The following is a 17,300-nucleotide window of genomic DNA, read 5'->3' as shown; positions in this document are numbered from 1 at the left end:
TTATAAAAAACTTCACGAACTTTGCGTTTAAGAAAAAAACTAGAATGGCAAAAATACTTACTGGTGTTCAGAGTACTGGAACGCCACACTTAGGCAATTTATTGGGAGCAATTATCCCGGCGATTGAATTATCGAATAATCCGGCAAATGAATCATTTTTGTTTATTGCTGATTTGCATTCGATTACACAAATTAAAGATGGCAAAACGTTAAGAGAAAACACTTACAGCACAGCTGCGGCCTGGCTTGCCTGCGGATTAAATCCTGATAAGGTGACTTTCTACAGACAATCTGATGTGACTCAAACTGCTGAATTGACCTGGTATTTAAGCTGTTTTTTTCCTTATTCAAGATTGGCTTTAGCACATTCATTCAAAGACAAAGCCGATCGTTTAGACGATGTTAATGCCGGACTTTTTACCTATCCGATGTTAATGGCAGCCGATATTTTATTGTATGATGCTGAATTTGTTCCTGTTGGAAAAGACCAATTACAGCATTTAGAAATCACTCGTGATGTAGCTTCTCGTTTTAATCATCAAATGGGCGAAACTTTTGTACTTCCTGAGGCAAAAATTGAGGAAAACATTATGTTGATTCCCGGAACTAACGGTGGAAAAATGAGTAAATCTGCTAATAATATCATCAATATTTTTCTAGATGATAAAGCCTTACGCAAGCAGGTTATGAGTATTGAAACAGACAGTACGCCGCTTGAAGCGCCAAAAAATCCAGATACGTGTAACGCTTTTGCCATTTATTCTCTTCTGGCAAATGAAACACAAATTGCCGAAATGAGAGCGAATTATCTTGGCGGAAATTATGGTTATGGCCATGCTAAACAAGCTCTTTTTGAATTGATAACAGAGAAATTTAAAACCGAAAGAGAAAAATACAATTACTACATCAATAACCTTGAAGAAGTAGATGCCTTATTGAAAAAGGGTGCCGCAAAAGCTTCTGTTGTTGCCGATGGTGTTTTGAAAAAAGTTAGAAATGTTCTTGGTTTTGAAAACTAAATAATAATAAAATAAAAAAGCCTGCTAATTGATTTTAGCAGGCTTTTTTTATATAAAATCTTTACGCTCTTCCTAATCTGGCAAGTAATAAAATCAATCGTAAAACAACGATGATAATAACAATAACAGACCAAGTAGACATTCCGCCCGAAGATGAACTGCTGCTGTATTCTCTATCTTTTGCGGCATCAATTCTTTCTTTGTGAGATCTTATCGAATTGCTTAATTCATAATCGATTGGTTTATAATTCACCATTGAAGTTACCATTGGCTCTAAAAACTCATTTCGGACAGCTCCATTTACAATTGAGCCTGACATTTTACTATAGATCGCTCTAATTTTCTTGTCGATTTCTTCAGATCTAAAATATGTTAGTAAAGCATAAAAACTTCTGTATTTAATAAATTCAATTGTATCTGCTCCAGATGATAAAGATGGATTTTCATCAAATTTATTTACAACAAAATCAAGTTTTGCATTCAGTTTTTGATTCAAACTGTCTAATGAGTTTTGAGGCAGATATTCCTTTACATTCAAAAGATCCTCAATACTATCAAACCGGTTTTGTGTTATGTTTTGATCGAAAAACTTGTCTAAATCTTTTGCTAAAAATCTATCTATAAATGATTTAATGTTTTCATCATTAACAGAAACATTATAATCTGTAATAAATCTGTTTCGGGAGTAATTTTTTCTTGCAAAGAAATTGTAAAGGATTCGATTGTTTGAAATAAACAAAAGTTCTTTTGGAAATTCATTAATTGCGACAATCAAATTATCTGCCAGATCAGGATCTACATTTGGGTTTTGTGATCGCTCAATTTCAAATTGCTTCCTGACTTTTTCTGAGTCTTCAATGCTGAATCCGCTGCGGTTTTCTTTGTAAATGCCTGCGTTTTCAAATAGTTCTATTATATTCATTTTTAAGGTTTTTGGGTTAAAACAAAAGTATAGTTTTAATATATTAAACCTAATTTTTTTGTTAAAAATAACCTTATCTTAAAAACGGTTATTTAAATTTTCGTGGTTTTCTTTAAAGCTTTGGCCAACAGGAATTGTAAAACTTTCTATAACTATCTCATTATTTTCTAATGCTTTAAAAAACGCTCAAAGGTTTTTGTTTCAGGATATAATCTACCGTTTCGGGTTCGAAACCTTCAATCGCAAATTCTCTGTATGCGGTTGTAAAAATGGTTTTTTGTTTGGTTTTTATTGATTTTAAAAAATCGATTCCCGTTAAATCCGGTAAAAATTAATGGTAAATTTCAAGCGTTATTTTCTCGATAGAACTTTCAAAATATTGAGGTTATATTGCTTCAAACATTTTTCCCGGCAAAGGCCTTACCACGCCTTTAAGTTCCATATTTAAAAGAATTCCCGAAATTCTAAATACTGGTAAACCACATTCCAGGGCAATGATATCTAAGAGTTCTTTTCCATTTTTTAAAAGAAAATCATAGATCTTTTGTTCATCAGGTTCAAGTTCTATAAACAATTGTTTCTGAATTGTTTTAGATTTCTTTTCGATATCCCAATTCAAAACGTAGATCAAATCGGCGGCGCTTGTGAGTAAATTTGCTTTTTGGGTTTTAATTAAATCATTACATCCCTGACTATACTTGTCTGTAATTCTTCCGGGAACTGCAAAAACATCTCTGTTATAATCATTTGCAAGATTGGCGGTTATAAGCGAGCCGCCTTTATCTGCAGATTCAATCACAATGGTTGCTTCACTAATTCCGGCAACAATGCGGTTTCGGCGAACAAAATTCTCTTTATCAGGATTTGATGAACTCCAAAATTCAGTAATAAATCCTCCGTTTTCTTCCATTTTTGCCATGTACTTTTTGTGCGTTCGCGGATAAATTTGATTTAAGCCATGAGCTAAAACACCAACTGTCTGCAAGTTATATTCCATCGCAAATTGATGAGCAACAATATCAACACCATAAGCAAAACCGCTGACAATTACGGGGTCAAGCGGCGCAAGATCTTCAATAAGTTTTCGACAGAATTCTATTCCATACGAAGTTATCTGCCGAGTTCCCACAATACTGATAATCTTTTTGTTTGCAAAATCTATTTCTCCGCCAGAAAAAAGCAAAACCGGAGAATCAACACAATGTTTTAACCGTTCGGGATATGTTATGCTTTGAAAAAATGAAACATCAATTTTGTTTTTTCTAATGAATTCAAGTTCGTGATTTGCCTTTTCAAAAATAGTTTTGTCTTTCATGTTTTTCAGCAAAGCTGAACCAACTCCATCAATTACAGCAATTTGGCTTGATTTGGATTTAAAAATCGCTTCGGCATCTCCGCAGTGATTCAATAATTTTTTGGCCATTATATCACCAACTCCCTCCACTTTCATTAAGGCTAATAAATAAAACAAATCCTGATCTGACATTTGGCTAAAACATTATGTAAAATAGAAATAAAAACAAAACCAATTTTATAGTGCAAATATGGTTAAAATAAAGTTATTTCTTATTAAATTTTAATGTTATTGAAATTTAAAATTAATAGAGTCTCATAACAATAGTGTTAAAATACTGAAAACGAATTGTCTATAAAAATTTCAGAATTGTTAATAAAAATTGTGAATAAAATTTTGATAACTATATTGGTTGATTAATTTTGTTACTATGAAAATCGAAACTTACATCGCGCAGTTATTGTATCGTTATCAGTGTGTAACGGTACCTGGATTTGGTGCTTTTTTAACCGAAATTCAATCAGCTCAGCTGAATGAAAGCACAAATTCGTTTTTTCCTCCAAAAAAGACAGTCTTCTTTAACAGTAGACTAAAAAATAATGATGGTCTGTTGGCCAATCACGCTGCTCAGGCAGAAAATACATCTTATGGTTTTGCTGTAAATGCAATTGCTTTTGAGGTGCAAAAATGGAAACAAACACTGGAAGAAAACGGTGTTATTAGTCTAAAAAATATTGGCGACCTTCGACTAAATGCCGAAAATAATATCATTTTTACTCCAAATGATCAAATAAACTATTTATCGACTTCATTTGGTTTAAGTCCGTTTGTTTCGCCATTGGTAAAAAGAGAAATGTTTGAAAAGAAAATCGAGCAGATTTCTGAAAGAGAAACGGTTGCTTTATATGAAGATGAGGAACCAAGATCATCAAGATTTTATTTGAGATATGCCGCCATTTTTGTTCTTGGTCTTGGCGTTACCGGAAGCATCGGATATCCGTTATATCAAAATCAAATTGCAGCGCAAACTCTTGTTGTAGAAGGTAATGTACAAAAAAAAGTGCAAAACAAAATTCAGGAAGCTACATTCGTGATTCAAAATCCGCTTCCTGCTGTTACTTTAGTTGACTCTTCAAAAGTAGAAACTGCCGAAGAAAAAGTTATGCCTTATCACATTATGGCCGGAGCTTTTAGAAGTGAAGCAAATGCAAGAAAAGCTTATAACCAGCTGATTAAAGATGGATACAAAGCGAGAATGCTTGGCGAAAACAAACACGGTTTATTCCCTGTTTTATATGGAAGTTACGCTACCATGAAAGAGGCCGAACAAGCGCAAAAAGAAATTCAAAAAGGCGAAAATCCAGATGCCTGGATTCTGGTCGAAAACTTATAAATCCTTGAAAATCCTATTCTTATCGAATAGGATTTTTTTTGTCTTATTCTGTTGCTTTTAAAAATTTAAACGGCAGTTTTAGAGTAGTTCATCATTTAATTTCGTTCCAAATAAATTTAAAATGATGAATAAAATATTTAAAACATTTGCTATAGTATTAGTTTTTATGAACTCACAATACTTTATTGCACAACAAGTTGTAAAAGATCAAAGAACACAGGAAATCGAATTACAAAAGGCAGAAAATGAAGCCAAAAAAATTTCGATAGAAAATCACAGAAAGCTTGACGAGAAAATTTCTGATTTGCAAAAACAACTAAAGGAAATTGAAAAACAAAAGAAAGAAGTTGAAAACAAGAAGAAATCACTCGTTAAATCTGAAAATAACTTAAAATCTACAAAAGAGAAAATCAGCAAACTTGAGATAGCCAATCAAAAAATAGAAAACAAGATAAATACAACTTCTGTTACTGGTGAAGAAATTCAAAAACAGAGAATCAAAACTAAAGAAAACGAGGTGAACATTCAAAAACTCAAATTAGTGCAAATAACGCAGCAAAAAGAGCTTGAAAAGGTTATGTCAACACTTTAATAAAAACCCGATTCGTTTGAATCGGGTTTTTGTTTATCGTGAAACAATTTTGGCATTCTGAGAAAGGATTTCTTTTCCGTTTTGTGTGATGACTAACTGCGCCGGTGGCGAACCTTTTTCACCTAATACGATAATATAGCAGGTGTATATATAATTTCCTTTTTTAAACTCAAAATTATGATTTCCGCCGCTGCCATCAGCAAACCATTTTCCGTTGTTGACAATTAAATCCGGTTTATCACTCATTTTTTGCTTTACAGACCAGGAAGCATATCTGTAATTTTCATTTCCCATATCATCAATTCTAATTCTAAATTTTGATGTTTCTAAAACATATTCCGGGTTTTTAAACTTAGCTATGCTTGGATGTAGTTTATCCTTTTGTGAAGAAATTAGCTTTGCCTTTAAATCTTTCTCAAATTTTGACTGATAATTGATTGTTTTCAATTTTCCATCAGTATCAAACCAAAGTGTTCCATCATTCAGCATAATTCCTCTCCAGCCTACTTCAGACCAGTCTTTATTGGTTTTTGACGATGTTATTTCTTTCTTCAAACTGGCATCAAAAATTTCAGAATATCGTTTAATAAATTCCGCTTTATTTTTAATTGAAGGAATTGGATTTTCTCTTTTTAACGGATAAGATATCATATTAGCAATTGCTTCTTTCTTATCTCCTTTTACGTTCTCAATAAAAGTTTGAATAAACTTTTGGTATTCTTTTTTCAATTCCTGACCCGTGACATTCGTGACAGAAAAAATAACTAATGTGATGTATATAAGCTTTTTCATGTTTCTATTTTACATAATGTTTTTATGGAAATTACTTAAAATTTATGACTATTAAACTCTAAGTTACAAAATCAATTTTAAATTGAAGCTTCGTGGAAAATCTATAATCAGTTTATGCTTGCTTTAAACATCTTAAGTTCATCCCATGTAAATTCATCCCCGTATTTTTCTTTTAACGGACTTAGTGATTCTTCGGCATAGAATTCGAATGCATCACGTAAAGCAAGGATTTTATCATACGGAAGCACATCAGAAATATCAACTTTTTTAGCCTGGATAAGTTTTATTAAATGGGATTCGACCGTTTGTATAGTAAGTTTTCTAATGCGTGCTATATCTTCAATTGAGTTTTTCGCAAGCCAGAGTTCGTACGTTTCTTCTACTGTGGTCTTTTTTGGGCCATTTTCGGCAGTTTTATCTACTTTTTTTGCAGAATAACGTATTACAGGTTCATCAACCTGAAACATGTCTGTATTTGCAATTTTAAACTCTTCTTTGATTTTAGAAATTCTTTCAATTTTATAATTTTTAATTGCCGGAGAGGTAAGACTGTCTTTACTGATTGTTTCACGAGAAACGACAATTTCAACCAGCAGTTTGGCTTTCATCAAACGTAAAACCGCTTTTGTCTGCAGATCGTCCAGCAGAGATAATTCTTCATAAAATTCTTTTACTTTTTTAAATTTCTGTATTTCAGCCATTTTGCTTAAAAGATCTAAAACTAATTTATCCATTGGCTTAAAAAAGTAGTCGTAAGCGGCCTCTACTCTTTCCTTTACAAACAATAAATCGACTGTTTCTTTGCTAAAGATTTTATTAAGCTGCTGAATGAATTTTTGCGATGGATCTATCAGTGCTTCAATTGTATCCATGCGTTTATGCGCCCATACCGAATGTTTTGATTTTTCTGAGGCAACGGCATTTTCATTATAACTAAAACGGTGATTTCTCCATTCTTGTGCTAAATCTGTCCAATTGAAACTGTTTATCAAATAGTTATGAATAAAATTTTTGGTTTCAAAATGCAGTGAATTTTTCAGATCGTCTTCTGTTGCTTTGTTTAAAGCATAATCCATAACATCCTGATCGTTCGAAAGTCCGTTCATTTGTATCGAAGACAGCAAAATTAGCCCGTTTAAGGACGTTAAACGCGAAAGTGCTACATAGGCCTGTCCGGGCAAAAAAACCTGCGATACGTCGAGCGCAGCTTTTTCAAAGGTTAATCCCTGGCTTTTGTGAACTGTAATTGCCCAGGCTAATTTTATCGGATAATGGGCAAAGGTACCCAAAACCTCTTCTTCGATCTCTTTGGTGAGTTCGTTTACTTTGTATCGAATGTTTTTCCATTCGTATTTTTCTACTTCAATGGTTTTATTTTCTTCAGGAAAATGAACAAAAATTTCCTGATCAGAAAGTGATTTTATTATGCCCATTTTTCCGTTAAAATACCTTTTTTCAAATGATAAATCATTCTTTACAAACATAATCTGAGCACCCACTTTCAGCTTTAAATTTTCTTCTACCGGAAAAATTTTCTCTGGAAAATCTCCTACTACAAAAGGCTGATAAACAAATTCATTTCCTGCTAAATCATTAATTGCCTGTTCGTTAATGGCATCCGCTTTTGCATTATGAGTAGTAAGAGTTATATATCCCGGATTCATTTTTAAATCAAAATCTGGTTTTACGTATTGGTTTAAAACCTCGATATCTTCTTTTGTAATCTGATTGTTTCGAAGATTATTTAAAACCGAAATGAAAACATCATCGCTCTGACGGTAAATCTTTGATAATTCAATATATAACGGCGGATTCTGTTGGATGACATGGGAATGAAAAAAGAATTTTCCTTTGTAATAATTACGTAAAGTCCGCCATTCTTCATCCCGTATTACAGGCGGAAGCTGCAATAAATCTCCAATAAAAAGCACCTGAACGCCGCCAAAAGCTCTGGTATTTCTGCGAACTGTCTGCATCATAAAATCGATAGCATCCAGTAAATCAGCGCGAAGCATACTCACTTCATCGATAATCAGCAGTTCCATATTGCGAATTACATTTCGCTTTACGTTATTCATTTTGAAATGTCTGCGAAGCGATTCTTTGTTTTCAAACTTTACGGTTTCTGTAAACTGAGAACTTTCCTGATATGAAGGAATAAAAGCCGAAAACGGCAGCTGAAACATAGAGTGAATCGTTACGCCGCCTGCATTTAAAGCTGCAATTCCTGTTGGTGCCACAACTACTGTGTTTTTATGTGTTGTTGCAATAATTTCCCGCAATAAGGTAGTTTTTCCAGTACCGGCTTTACCAGTAAGGAAGATTGATTTTTGGGTTTGATTTATGAATTGTAAAGTGTAAGCTGCAGCTTCAGAAACGTTTTGCATTCGGCAGGTATTAAATGTCAAAAATATCTCATTTTTATAAAAGAAAAAAACCTAAATCCGTTGTGGATTTAGGTTTCTCAATTTTAGTTTTAGTTAGTTTGGTAGTTTTTATTTTTTAGCTTCTTCTTTAACAGCTGGTTTTTCTTCTGTTTTTCCAGCTTTGTATTTATCATTCAAAGCTTTAACTATTTCCTTTGTGATGTCATACTTGTCTTCAGCATATAATACTGTTGCTGCATCACCTGTTCCATAGATATAAGAATAGCCATTTTTCTTACCGTAATCTTTGATGAATTTTTTAACTCCACTAATAAGAGAATCCATCTCTACACCACTTTCTTGTTGTAATTGCTGTGATAAAGCTTGTTGAGCATATCCTAATTGCTGCTCTCTTTTTTGCAATTCTGCTCCTCTTTGTTGTGCCCAAGCTTGACCATTTGCTTGTGCCTGGCTTTGAAAATTAGCAGCGTCTTGTTTAAAACGAGTAATTTCAGCTTGTAGTTGTCTTCCTTTTTCTTCTGCCTGAGCTTTGTATTTAGCCTCAAGATCTTTTGCTTCAGTGTACTCTTTCATCAAAACTGAAGTATCTACATAAGCTGTTTTTACTTCTTTAGCTTCTGTCGCTTTATTACACGAAACAACCAAAATTGAAAGTGCGGTAATTACTAATGCTTTTTTCATTTTTTAAATTTCTAATTTTTTATTGTATTGAAGACAAAAATATAAAAAAATAAATAGCATCAACATAAAGTTTAAAAAATGCTATAAATTTATGATATTGGTTTTATTTATAACTAAAAATTATCCTATAAAGTATCACTATTAAAATCGGCTTTCATACTTTACATTAGTGAAGACTTCTTTAAAAACACAACATAAACCCTCATTTTGTCTTAGAAAACGCCTTAAATCTGCTTATTTTGAGTTTTAGCTGTTTTTAAGCTGATAAATCTCTCACGAAAACTTTTTTAAACTTCTATTTCAAAATTTGATCAAAAATTCTTCAAAAGTGAACAAGCAAAAAAAATTCAAATTTAAAATTTCGTCTTTTTCGAAATTTTAAGGTGAAAAATTTCTTTTGAGACGTTTTACTAAATTTTTCATTTTTCAAAAAAATCACAAAACAAAAAACCAAAATTTTTTGTTCGTTAAAATTTAGAATTTGAAAGACAAAAATTCAAGACAAAAATTCAAAAATAAGTCAATTTTTGAGTCATTAGTTTTCTTTATGAAAGCAAAAAAAGCTATAAAATATCACTATTAAAAGTGACTTTCATAGCTTTTATTAGAGCTGTTTTATCAAAAAATACAACACAAACCCTCAGTTTACCTGAGAAAACGCCTTAAATACGCTTATTTTACGTTTTAGTTGTTTTTTAGCACATAAATGTGCGATGAATACTCTTTTGTACCAGACGCTTTTAAATTTGATTTTAAACCGATGAAAAATGCTTTGATAAAATTCATTTTTCCGGTTTTGTATTTTTCAGAAAGAAGACTCACATAAAATGAATCAAATTTCATTGGAAGTACTTTTTCTAATTTCATGTCGACTTTTTCAAAAAGTGATTTTATCGCTTTTTTCGAAAAATGCCAAAAATGAATTGGCACATCAAATGCTGCCCAAAATTCTCCGTAATGTTTTGCATCGAATGATTTGAAATTTGGAACCGCAACAATTAATGTTCCAGTTGGTTTTAATAAACGCTTCAATTCGTTAATTTGATTTTCTAAATTTGGAACGTGTTCCAAAACGTGCCACATTGTAATTACGTCAAAAGAATTATTTTCTAAAGAAGCTGTTTCTTCCACAAATGAAATTCCTTTTTGCTTTGCAATATTTTTTGCCCGGTCGCTCGGTTCAATACCAATTACATTCCAGCCGTCATTTTTTGCAGTTAATAAAAAATCTCCGGTTCCTGCTCCAATGTCTAAAATTTTTCCTTTTTGCGATTGTTCTGAATTAATTAAATTCAGTTTATTTTTTAAAGCGATACTTTTTACAAAATGATATGCTTTTTCAAAAATCGAACGTTTATTATCTGTGTGCGAAATATAATCTTCGCTTTCGTAATATCTTCCTAAATTTTCTAAATCCGGCTGCGGAGATGTGATCAGCATATCGAGATCTTCATCATAATACAAATCGAAAATTTCTTGCGAAACAGAATGGTCTTTTACAGTAAGAAAATGTTTTTTGTTTAAAACGTCCATTTTTTAATTAATAGTTTTTAAATATAATTTCGGCATTGAATTTTGCAAAGATGGAAATTTCATTCATCTAAACAATTTTTATTTTTTCTATTTTCTCCAAATCGTAAAAAGATGAACAAAGTTCATCTTTACAAATTTTGAATATTTTTATTCTACAGGAAACTAAAAATGATTTTTTCAAAAAATAGTTTCACGTGGAACAATTTATATTTTAGATTTCTGATTTTAGATTTTAGATTATTTGATGGAATCTAAAAAACTGGACTAACATAAAACATTTTAAGTTTCACGTAAAACAGATTAAAACAATCTAAAATCTAAAATCAGAAATCTAAAATTATTATCTTCCCATATAAATCAAAAGCACAGAAATATCACTTGGTGAAACTCCGCTGATTCTTGATGCCTGCGAAATTGTAACGGGACGAATTTTACTTAATTTTTGTTTTGCCTCAATTGACATAGATTTGATTTTATGGTAATCGAAATTGTCCGGAATTTTCACTTCTTCTAAACGAGTAAGTTTATCAGCATTGTTTCTTTCCTTTTCGATATAGCCAGAATATTTAACCTGAATTTCGGCTTGCTCTAAAACTTCTTTGTCTAATTTATTTTCTTCCACATAAGCTGCTACTTTTTCAAATTTCAGCATATCTTCTAAATCAATCTGCGGACGTGAAAAAACTTTAAACATTTTATCGCCTTGAGAAATTGGTGCCGATTCTTTCGCTTCCAAAATTGGATTTGTTTCTGCAACCGTTACACTCGTTTCTCTAAAGAATGAAACCATCTTTTCAGACTCGTTCAATTTGTATTCCATTCTTCTTAATCGATCTTCAGAAGCTAAACCAATTTCGTATGACATTGGCGTCAATCTGAAATCGGCATTATCTTGTCGCAGTAAAGTTCTATATTCTGCTCTTGACGTAAACATACGATAAGGTTCTTCTGTTCCTTTCGTAATTAAGTCGTCGATCAAAACTCCAATATACGCTTCATCACGTTTTAAAATTAACGGCGCTTTTTCATGCACTTTTAAATGCGCATTTATTCCGGCCATCAAACCTTGCGAAGCAGCTTCTTCATATCCTGTCGTTCCATTAATTTGTCCGGCAAAATATAATCCTTCAACTAACTTTGTTTCCAAAGTATGTTTTAATTGTGTCGGCGGAAAATAATCATATTCAATTGCGTAACCCGGACGGAAGAATTTCACGTTTTCAAAACCGGCAACAGAACGCAATGCTTTAAACTGAATATCTTCCGGAAGCGAAGTTGAAAACCCATTTACATAAACTTCACAAGTATTCCATCCTTCCGGTTCAACAAAAAGCTGGTGACGTTCTTTATCTGCAAAACGATTAATTTTATCTTCGATCGAAGGACAATATCTCGGGCCCAAACTTTTTATTCTTCCGTTGAACATTGGCGAACGATCAAAACCTTCTCTCAAAATATCATGAACATCCAGCGAAGTGTATGTCATGTAACAAGAACGTTGTTGCGTTAAAGGTTTTGTCAAATCAGAATATGAAAACTTATCTGGTTTCTCATCTCCTTTTTCTTCATTCATTTTCGAATAATCCAAAGAACGACCATCAACTCGTGGCGGCGTTCCTGTTTTCATTCTTCCAGCTTCGAAGCCGGCTTTAATCAAATCTTCGGTAATTCCGGTTGCGGCACTTTCACCTGCTCTACCTCCGCCGAATTGTTTTTCTCCAATATGAATTAATCCGTTCAAAAAAGTTCCGTTTGTCAACACAACCGATTTGGATCGAATTTCAACTCCGAGCGAAGTTCTTATTCCTTTTATTTTTCCGTCTTCGATAATCAGACCTTTTACCATCTCCTGGTAAAAATCTAAATTTGGAGTTCCCTCCAGCATCATTCTCCATTCTTCTGCAAAACGCATTCTGTCACTTTGAACTCTTGGCGACCACATTGCTGGTCCTTTTGATTTGTTCAGCATCTTGAACTGAATTGCAGTTCGATCTGAAACGATTCCGGAGTAACCTCCAAGCGCGTCGATTTCGCGAACAATTTGTCCTTTTGCAATTCCTCCCATTGCAGGGTTGCAAGACATCTGGGCAATGTTTTGCAAACTCATTGTAACCAACAAAGTTTTGGATCCTAAATTTGCGGCCGCTGCCGCGGCTTCAGATCCTGCATGACCTGCACCAACTACAATAACATCGTATTCTTCTAAAAACATTTTGTTTTATTATTCTCTGGAAACCGTTTAAGGCAGTTCTCAGAATTAACTTTATTTTCTCTTTGTTCCACGTGGAACGGTTTTATTTTTTTTGTTTCAGGTTTTGAAGTTTTCAGGTTTGGAGTTTCAAGTTTCAAGTTCACCATTCTTTCGAACAAACTTTACTTCTCTAATCTTATATCCTTTACTTTTTAATTCGAATTAAATTCAAACCAAAATTCTTAATCTATTTGGTTCCACGTGGAACCAAATTTTAAATACAGACATTTTCAAAAAATCTATATACGCTTTCCAGAAAACTCAAATTTTAAAATTTCAAAAATCAATCCTAAAAAGTTTTAAATTATGTTTCACGTGGAACAAATAATCAATTTACAAACTAAAAAAATTCACTAACTGTTTCACGTGGAACACAATTATTACACTTTATAATTTTAAAATTTCAAATCAAAATTCCTAAAAAAAATATTTCAAAATAATATTCAACTGTTCCACGTGGAACGAAAACATTTAAGTTTAAAATTCAAAAACGTTTCACGTGAAACACAAATTTCAAACTTTATAAAACGTGTTCCACGTGAAACATGTTTTCTTTTTTTTAGATGTTTAATTACTGTTCCACGTGAAACATCGCGATCTTTTCATCTTCTTTTGAACGCATCAATTCTGCATCTGCATCACTTTTATCTTTGTATCCGCAGTAATGCAATATACCATGAGCAAGTACACGTTTCAATTCTTCTTCAAAAGATACATTAAAATCTTTTGCGTTATCTTCTACTCTTTCTACAGAAACAAAAATATCACCGCTGATTTCGTTACCAACTGTGTAATCAAAACTGATAATATCTGTTAGCGTATCATGATCTAGATATTCTACATTTATCTTATGTAGATATTCATCATCACAAAAAATATAATTTATTTCTCCTTCATTCTTCTTTTCAGAAACAATAACAGCACTCAGCCAATCAGCAAAAACTTGTTCGTTATCTAAAGAAAATTCTGTTTCGTAATTAAAGTTTATCATTTTGTATTAAAATATTCTTGAACCTTTTGATTAAAATTCGAGCGCAAAGGTAGCGATTGTCTATTTAAAATTTCCACACTATTTAAATATTCAGTTAATGAACTTGGTAACGCATTTGATCGATTAGAAAATTCAACTTTATTTGTTTCAGATTGACGCTTCGTATCTTGACCTTGTTCCTGAACTGCATTATTTAATTTTAGTAATTCTTGCTGAATATTTAAAATTCTCTGCAGGTTTTCATTTTTAAATCCTTTATTTAATATTTGTTTTTCGGAAGCTTTCATCTGTTCGATTACAGGTCTGCCTTGTGCATCTAATCCTTTTTTGGCTAACTCTTTTTGTAAAGCTTCACGAAGTTTAACCTGCTCTTTATAAATCTCCATTATCTTTTCAGCATCTCCTTCGCCATCATCACCCTCTTTTCCATCTTTACCTTTTTCTTCTCCATTGCTTCCTTGTCCGTTTTTGCCCTGACCATTCTTTCCGTCTTTTCCATTTCCATCTTTACCTTGTCCGCTATTCTGACCTTGTTTACCATCACCGCTTTTTCCTTGCTGACCACTTCCGGGTTTATCTCCCGGCTTCATTCCTTCTTTCATTTTATCAGCAAGACCTTTTTGTTTTTGAATGATATCCGGTAATTGCATTCCTTGTCCGTCTCCGGGTTTTGGTTTTCCTGCTCCCGGTTTAGACATTTGCATCTGCATATTATTTAAAAGGTCACTTAAAAAATCGGCTAATTTGTTTGCAGATGAAACAGCATATTGCTGATGCGAAACTCCCTTTGGGATTTGAACATCGGTTAAAACTTCAATTGCTTTATCCATATTATATTGTACATTTCCTATTTCCTTAGTAACATCTTCTGCAATTTTTGGATTTCTAAGTGACATTGCAAACAAGCTATCATCGACATGACGGAATTGTTGTTTTAAATTTTGCTGAATTTTGATGTTCTTCGTATAAGCAGAAGAACCTAATTTCATCGATTTAAATTGTTTCATTACGTCTTCCTGAGATAATGAAAATGCTAAAAGATTATCCAGAATTTGACGAAGCATTGCAACATCTTCTTCTAATTGTTCCTGCTCTCCACCTTCCATACTCGACTGCATTTGTTCAGCCATTGACTTCATTTTCTTTGAAGCACTTTTTTGTTTTGTCTTTGCAGATGAAGTATTCTTTTTATTCAATTCTTCAGAAGCTTTATTCAAATCGTTTTCGACATCTTTTTCTTTTGAAGCATCTTTTGGAATATCCATTGGTGACTTCAAAGAATTATTTTCATCTTTCAAATCTTTAAGGTCTTCCTGTATTTTATCAAATGATTTATTGATTTCGTCCTGCTTCTCTTTGGTATTTTCACTGTCTTTATTAGAAAGCTGTTCTTGTTTTTCTGCAAGCTTATTTAATTTTTCGGCAACCTGATTAGCTTTTTTTTCTACATAGAAACGCTTGGTTAACTCAACTAATTGTTCTAAATTACGAGATTGGTTTTTACTGATTTGTTTGAACTTTTCCATCTTATCAAACAACTCTTCGCTGTTTAATTTATCATTTAAGTTCTTCAACTCATCCATCAATTTCTGATTTTTCTCTAAATCTTTCTCGGCATTATCCAGACGCTTTTGTAAATCTTCGGCAGTTTTATCTTTCTTATCGGTATTGTATTTATCTAAATTCTTATTCATTTTTTCAGCAAACTGCTTCATCATTTCGTCTTGTTGCTTCTGACGTTTGATAAAATCATTTACTTTTTGCTGATCTTTAAACTCTAAATTATCTTTTTCTTTTCCCGTATTTTTTAGTTTATCCATTTCAGAAAATTGCTTTTCCTGGTTCTTTAATGATTTAGATAAACTATTAATATTGGCATTTTGCTGTTGTAATTCCGCATCCTGAATTTCATCTGTTGTAGCAACTCTATCAGAAAATGTAGAAGATTTTGTACTCTTAAATCCGTGCAATGCATCGTTATCAAAAACCTCAAAATAGTATTCATAAGATACTCCTTCCTCTACAGGAAGATTACTCGGAAAGTTAAAAACAAACTGATCAAATACAGTTTGCTTTACAGGAATTGTTCCGCGTTTTGCCGTTTGTGGTTTGCCATGTTCGTAATAAACAATCTGCAATTTCGATAAACCGTAGTCGTCACCAAGTCTTCCTAAAACATAATTCTTATCTAATTTTAAACTATCAGGAGCTGGAGAAACCGTGATTGTTGGATGCTGATCTTTAATAACCGACAATTGATAATCTAATTTTTCGTAGTTCTTAACTTTGTTGTTTGAAGTCAGAATTTGGTATTCCGTATTCTGATTAATGCTTTTTACTAACTTAAAATTGTCATCTACTTTATTAAATTTTAATACAGAATTCTCGTCTTTCCAAACAATTTCCTGAGTTGACTTTGTAGACATTTTCCAGGTTACAGTTGTTCCTTCTGGTACAATTGCATTGCCGGTTCCCTGAATAGTTTCTGATTTCTTTTTCAAATATGATGGAAAATTTAGAACCATTTCGAAGTTGGCAATCGACGGAACAGTGATAACTTTTAATTCATATTCATTTGATGAAACTGAATTTCCTTCAAAAGAAAATGCTATATCCGACGTTGGCTTTTCAATCTTGAATTCGAATTTTCCTGTTTGAGAAGATTCCATAAAATAGCTTTCGTTGCCAATATGAATCATCACATTTTCGGGAACAACGTTTCCTTCAGTTTCTACTTTTACAATAAAGTCTTTGTTTTGTTCTGTTTGAAGTTTGTCATTCAAAACAACAAATTTGAAAGGAGCCGGTGGCAAAAATGCAGAATTGAAATGCACTACTCTATTAAAACTCTGCGAAATTATATTGCTGTTTCCAGAGATAAAAAACACCGCAAAAAGCAAAACCGGAATCAAAGCCAATGGCAAATACTTTTTATTTGATTTATAATTAATGGCATTTCCAAATGGAATTGGCTGCAATGAATTTGCTTTTTGTTCGATAGAAGCCAACATTAATTCTGAACTTTCAGCTGAATTTTCATTAGAAGAAAGCTGTAAAAAATTCGTTAGCTTATCACTTACTTCCGTAAAATGATTTCCAATAATTGCCGAAGCCTGATTATAATCGATTCCTTTTTGAAGTTTGAACAGCTTAAAAATTGGAAATAAGATGAAACGAAACAGCAGAAAAACTTCTACGGCAATAAATATCCAGAATAAAAGTGTTCTTCCTAATGGTTTCAGCCAAAGAAAATACTCTATAAAAAGTGTAAATAAAAAATACAAAAGTCCGAAACCAATAAAAAGAAGTCCTCCTTTTATCAATTCGTTCATGTAATATTTCTTTATAAATCCTTCTAACTTCTGATATATTGCAGATGATGTTTTCAAAATAAAATCTCTTTTAATTATAACCTATAAAAGTAGTAATTATAACGATAAGTCTG

12 protein-coding genes are annotated in these 17,300 nt (G+C 32.5%); 3 read left to right on the top strand and 9 right to left on the bottom strand.

The genetic code is table 11. The features are described from left to right. The first annotated feature begins 44 nt into the window (after nt 1-44). The gene (gene trpS / locus BUC29_RS08190) at nt 45-1,019 is read left to right on the top strand and encodes a tryptophan--tRNA ligase (RefSeq protein ID WP_073415194.1); all 975 of its coding nucleotides are present in this window, start codon (nt 45-47) and stop codon (nt 1,017-1,019) included. Between the two features lie 61 nt (nt 1,020-1,080). Here trpS and BUC29_RS08185 read toward each other — a convergent pair whose 3' ends face one another. After that, nucleotides 1,081-1,941: a hypothetical protein gene (locus BUC29_RS08185; protein WP_073415192.1), complete on the bottom strand. Its 861-nt coding sequence runs from the start codon at nt 1,939-1,941 to the stop codon at nt 1,081-1,083. A 385-nt stretch (nt 1,942-2,326) separates the two neighbouring features. Further along, nucleotides 2,327-3,427 (bottom strand): DNA-processing protein DprA, encoded by a 1,101-nt coding sequence (dprA, locus tag BUC29_RS08180; RefSeq protein ID WP_073415190.1) that lies wholly within the window; start codon nt 3,425-3,427, stop codon nt 2,327-2,329. 238 nt (nt 3,428-3,665) lie between these two features. Here dprA and BUC29_RS08175 point away from each other — a divergent pair, with 238 nt between their 5' ends. Beyond that, nucleotides 3,666-4,628: an HU domain-containing protein gene (locus BUC29_RS08175; RefSeq protein ID WP_073415188.1), complete on the top strand. Its 963-nt coding sequence runs from the start codon at nt 3,666-3,668 to the stop codon at nt 4,626-4,628. 124 nt (nt 4,629-4,752) lie between these two features. Further along, a complete protein-coding gene (locus BUC29_RS08170; RefSeq protein WP_073415186.1) occupies nt 4,753-5,220 on the top strand; it encodes a hypothetical protein in 468 nt (155 codons plus the stop codon). 33 nt (nt 5,221-5,253) lie between these two features. On the opposite strand, the gene BUC29_RS08165 is transcribed toward BUC29_RS08170, so the two are convergent. From BUC29_RS08165 to BUC29_RS08135, 7 genes are all read right to left on the bottom strand, one after another. Beyond that, nucleotides 5,254-6,012, bottom strand: coding sequence for a hypothetical protein (locus tag BUC29_RS08165; protein WP_073415184.1), 759 nt, complete (start codon nt 6,010-6,012; stop codon nt 5,254-5,256). Nucleotides 6,013-6,119: 107 nt separating this feature from the next. Beyond that, entirely contained in the window at nt 6,120-8,399 is a 2,280-nt protein-coding gene (locus BUC29_RS08160) for a helix-turn-helix domain-containing protein (RefSeq protein WP_073415182.1), read from the bottom strand. A 108-nt stretch (nt 8,400-8,507) separates the two neighbouring features. Continuing rightward, nucleotides 8,508-9,080, bottom strand: a complete 573-nt coding sequence (locus BUC29_RS08155; RefSeq protein ID WP_073415180.1) for an OmpH/Skp family outer membrane protein — start codon at nt 9,078-9,080, stop codon at nt 8,508-8,510. Nucleotides 9,081-9,764: 684 nt separating this feature from the next. Next, nucleotides 9,765-10,613 carry a class I SAM-dependent methyltransferase gene (locus BUC29_RS08150; protein WP_073415178.1) on the bottom strand — a complete coding sequence of 283 codons (849 nt, stop codon included), beginning with the start codon at nt 10,611-10,613 and terminating at the stop codon, nt 9,765-9,767. Nucleotides 10,614-10,953: 340 nt separating this feature from the next. Beyond that, complete coding sequence (gene mnmG / locus BUC29_RS08145) at nt 10,954-12,825, bottom strand: tRNA uridine-5-carboxymethylaminomethyl(34) synthesis enzyme MnmG (RefSeq protein WP_073415176.1); 1,872 nt, start codon at nt 12,823-12,825, stop codon at nt 10,954-10,956. 610 nt (nt 12,826-13,435) lie between these two features. Further along, complete coding sequence (ybeY, locus tag BUC29_RS08140; RefSeq protein WP_073415174.1) at nt 13,436-13,855, bottom strand: rRNA maturation RNase YbeY; 420 nt, start codon at nt 13,853-13,855, stop codon at nt 13,436-13,438. Further along, the gene (locus tag BUC29_RS08135) at nt 13,852-17,244 is read right to left on the bottom strand and encodes a coiled-coil domain-containing protein (protein WP_073415171.1); all 3,393 of its coding nucleotides are present in this window, start codon (nt 17,242-17,244) and stop codon (nt 13,852-13,854) included. Before BUC29_RS08135 ends, ybeY begins: the two co-directional genes overlap by 4 nt. Nucleotides 17,245-17,300 lie beyond the last annotated feature (56 nt).

This window comes from Flavobacterium defluvii (assembly GCF_900129555.1).
Lineage (GTDB): Bacteria > Bacteroidota > Bacteroidia > Flavobacteriales > Flavobacteriaceae > Flavobacterium > Flavobacterium defluvii.
Note: the sequence above shows the minus strand (reverse complement) of the source record. Positions and strands in the feature narration are given on the sequence as shown.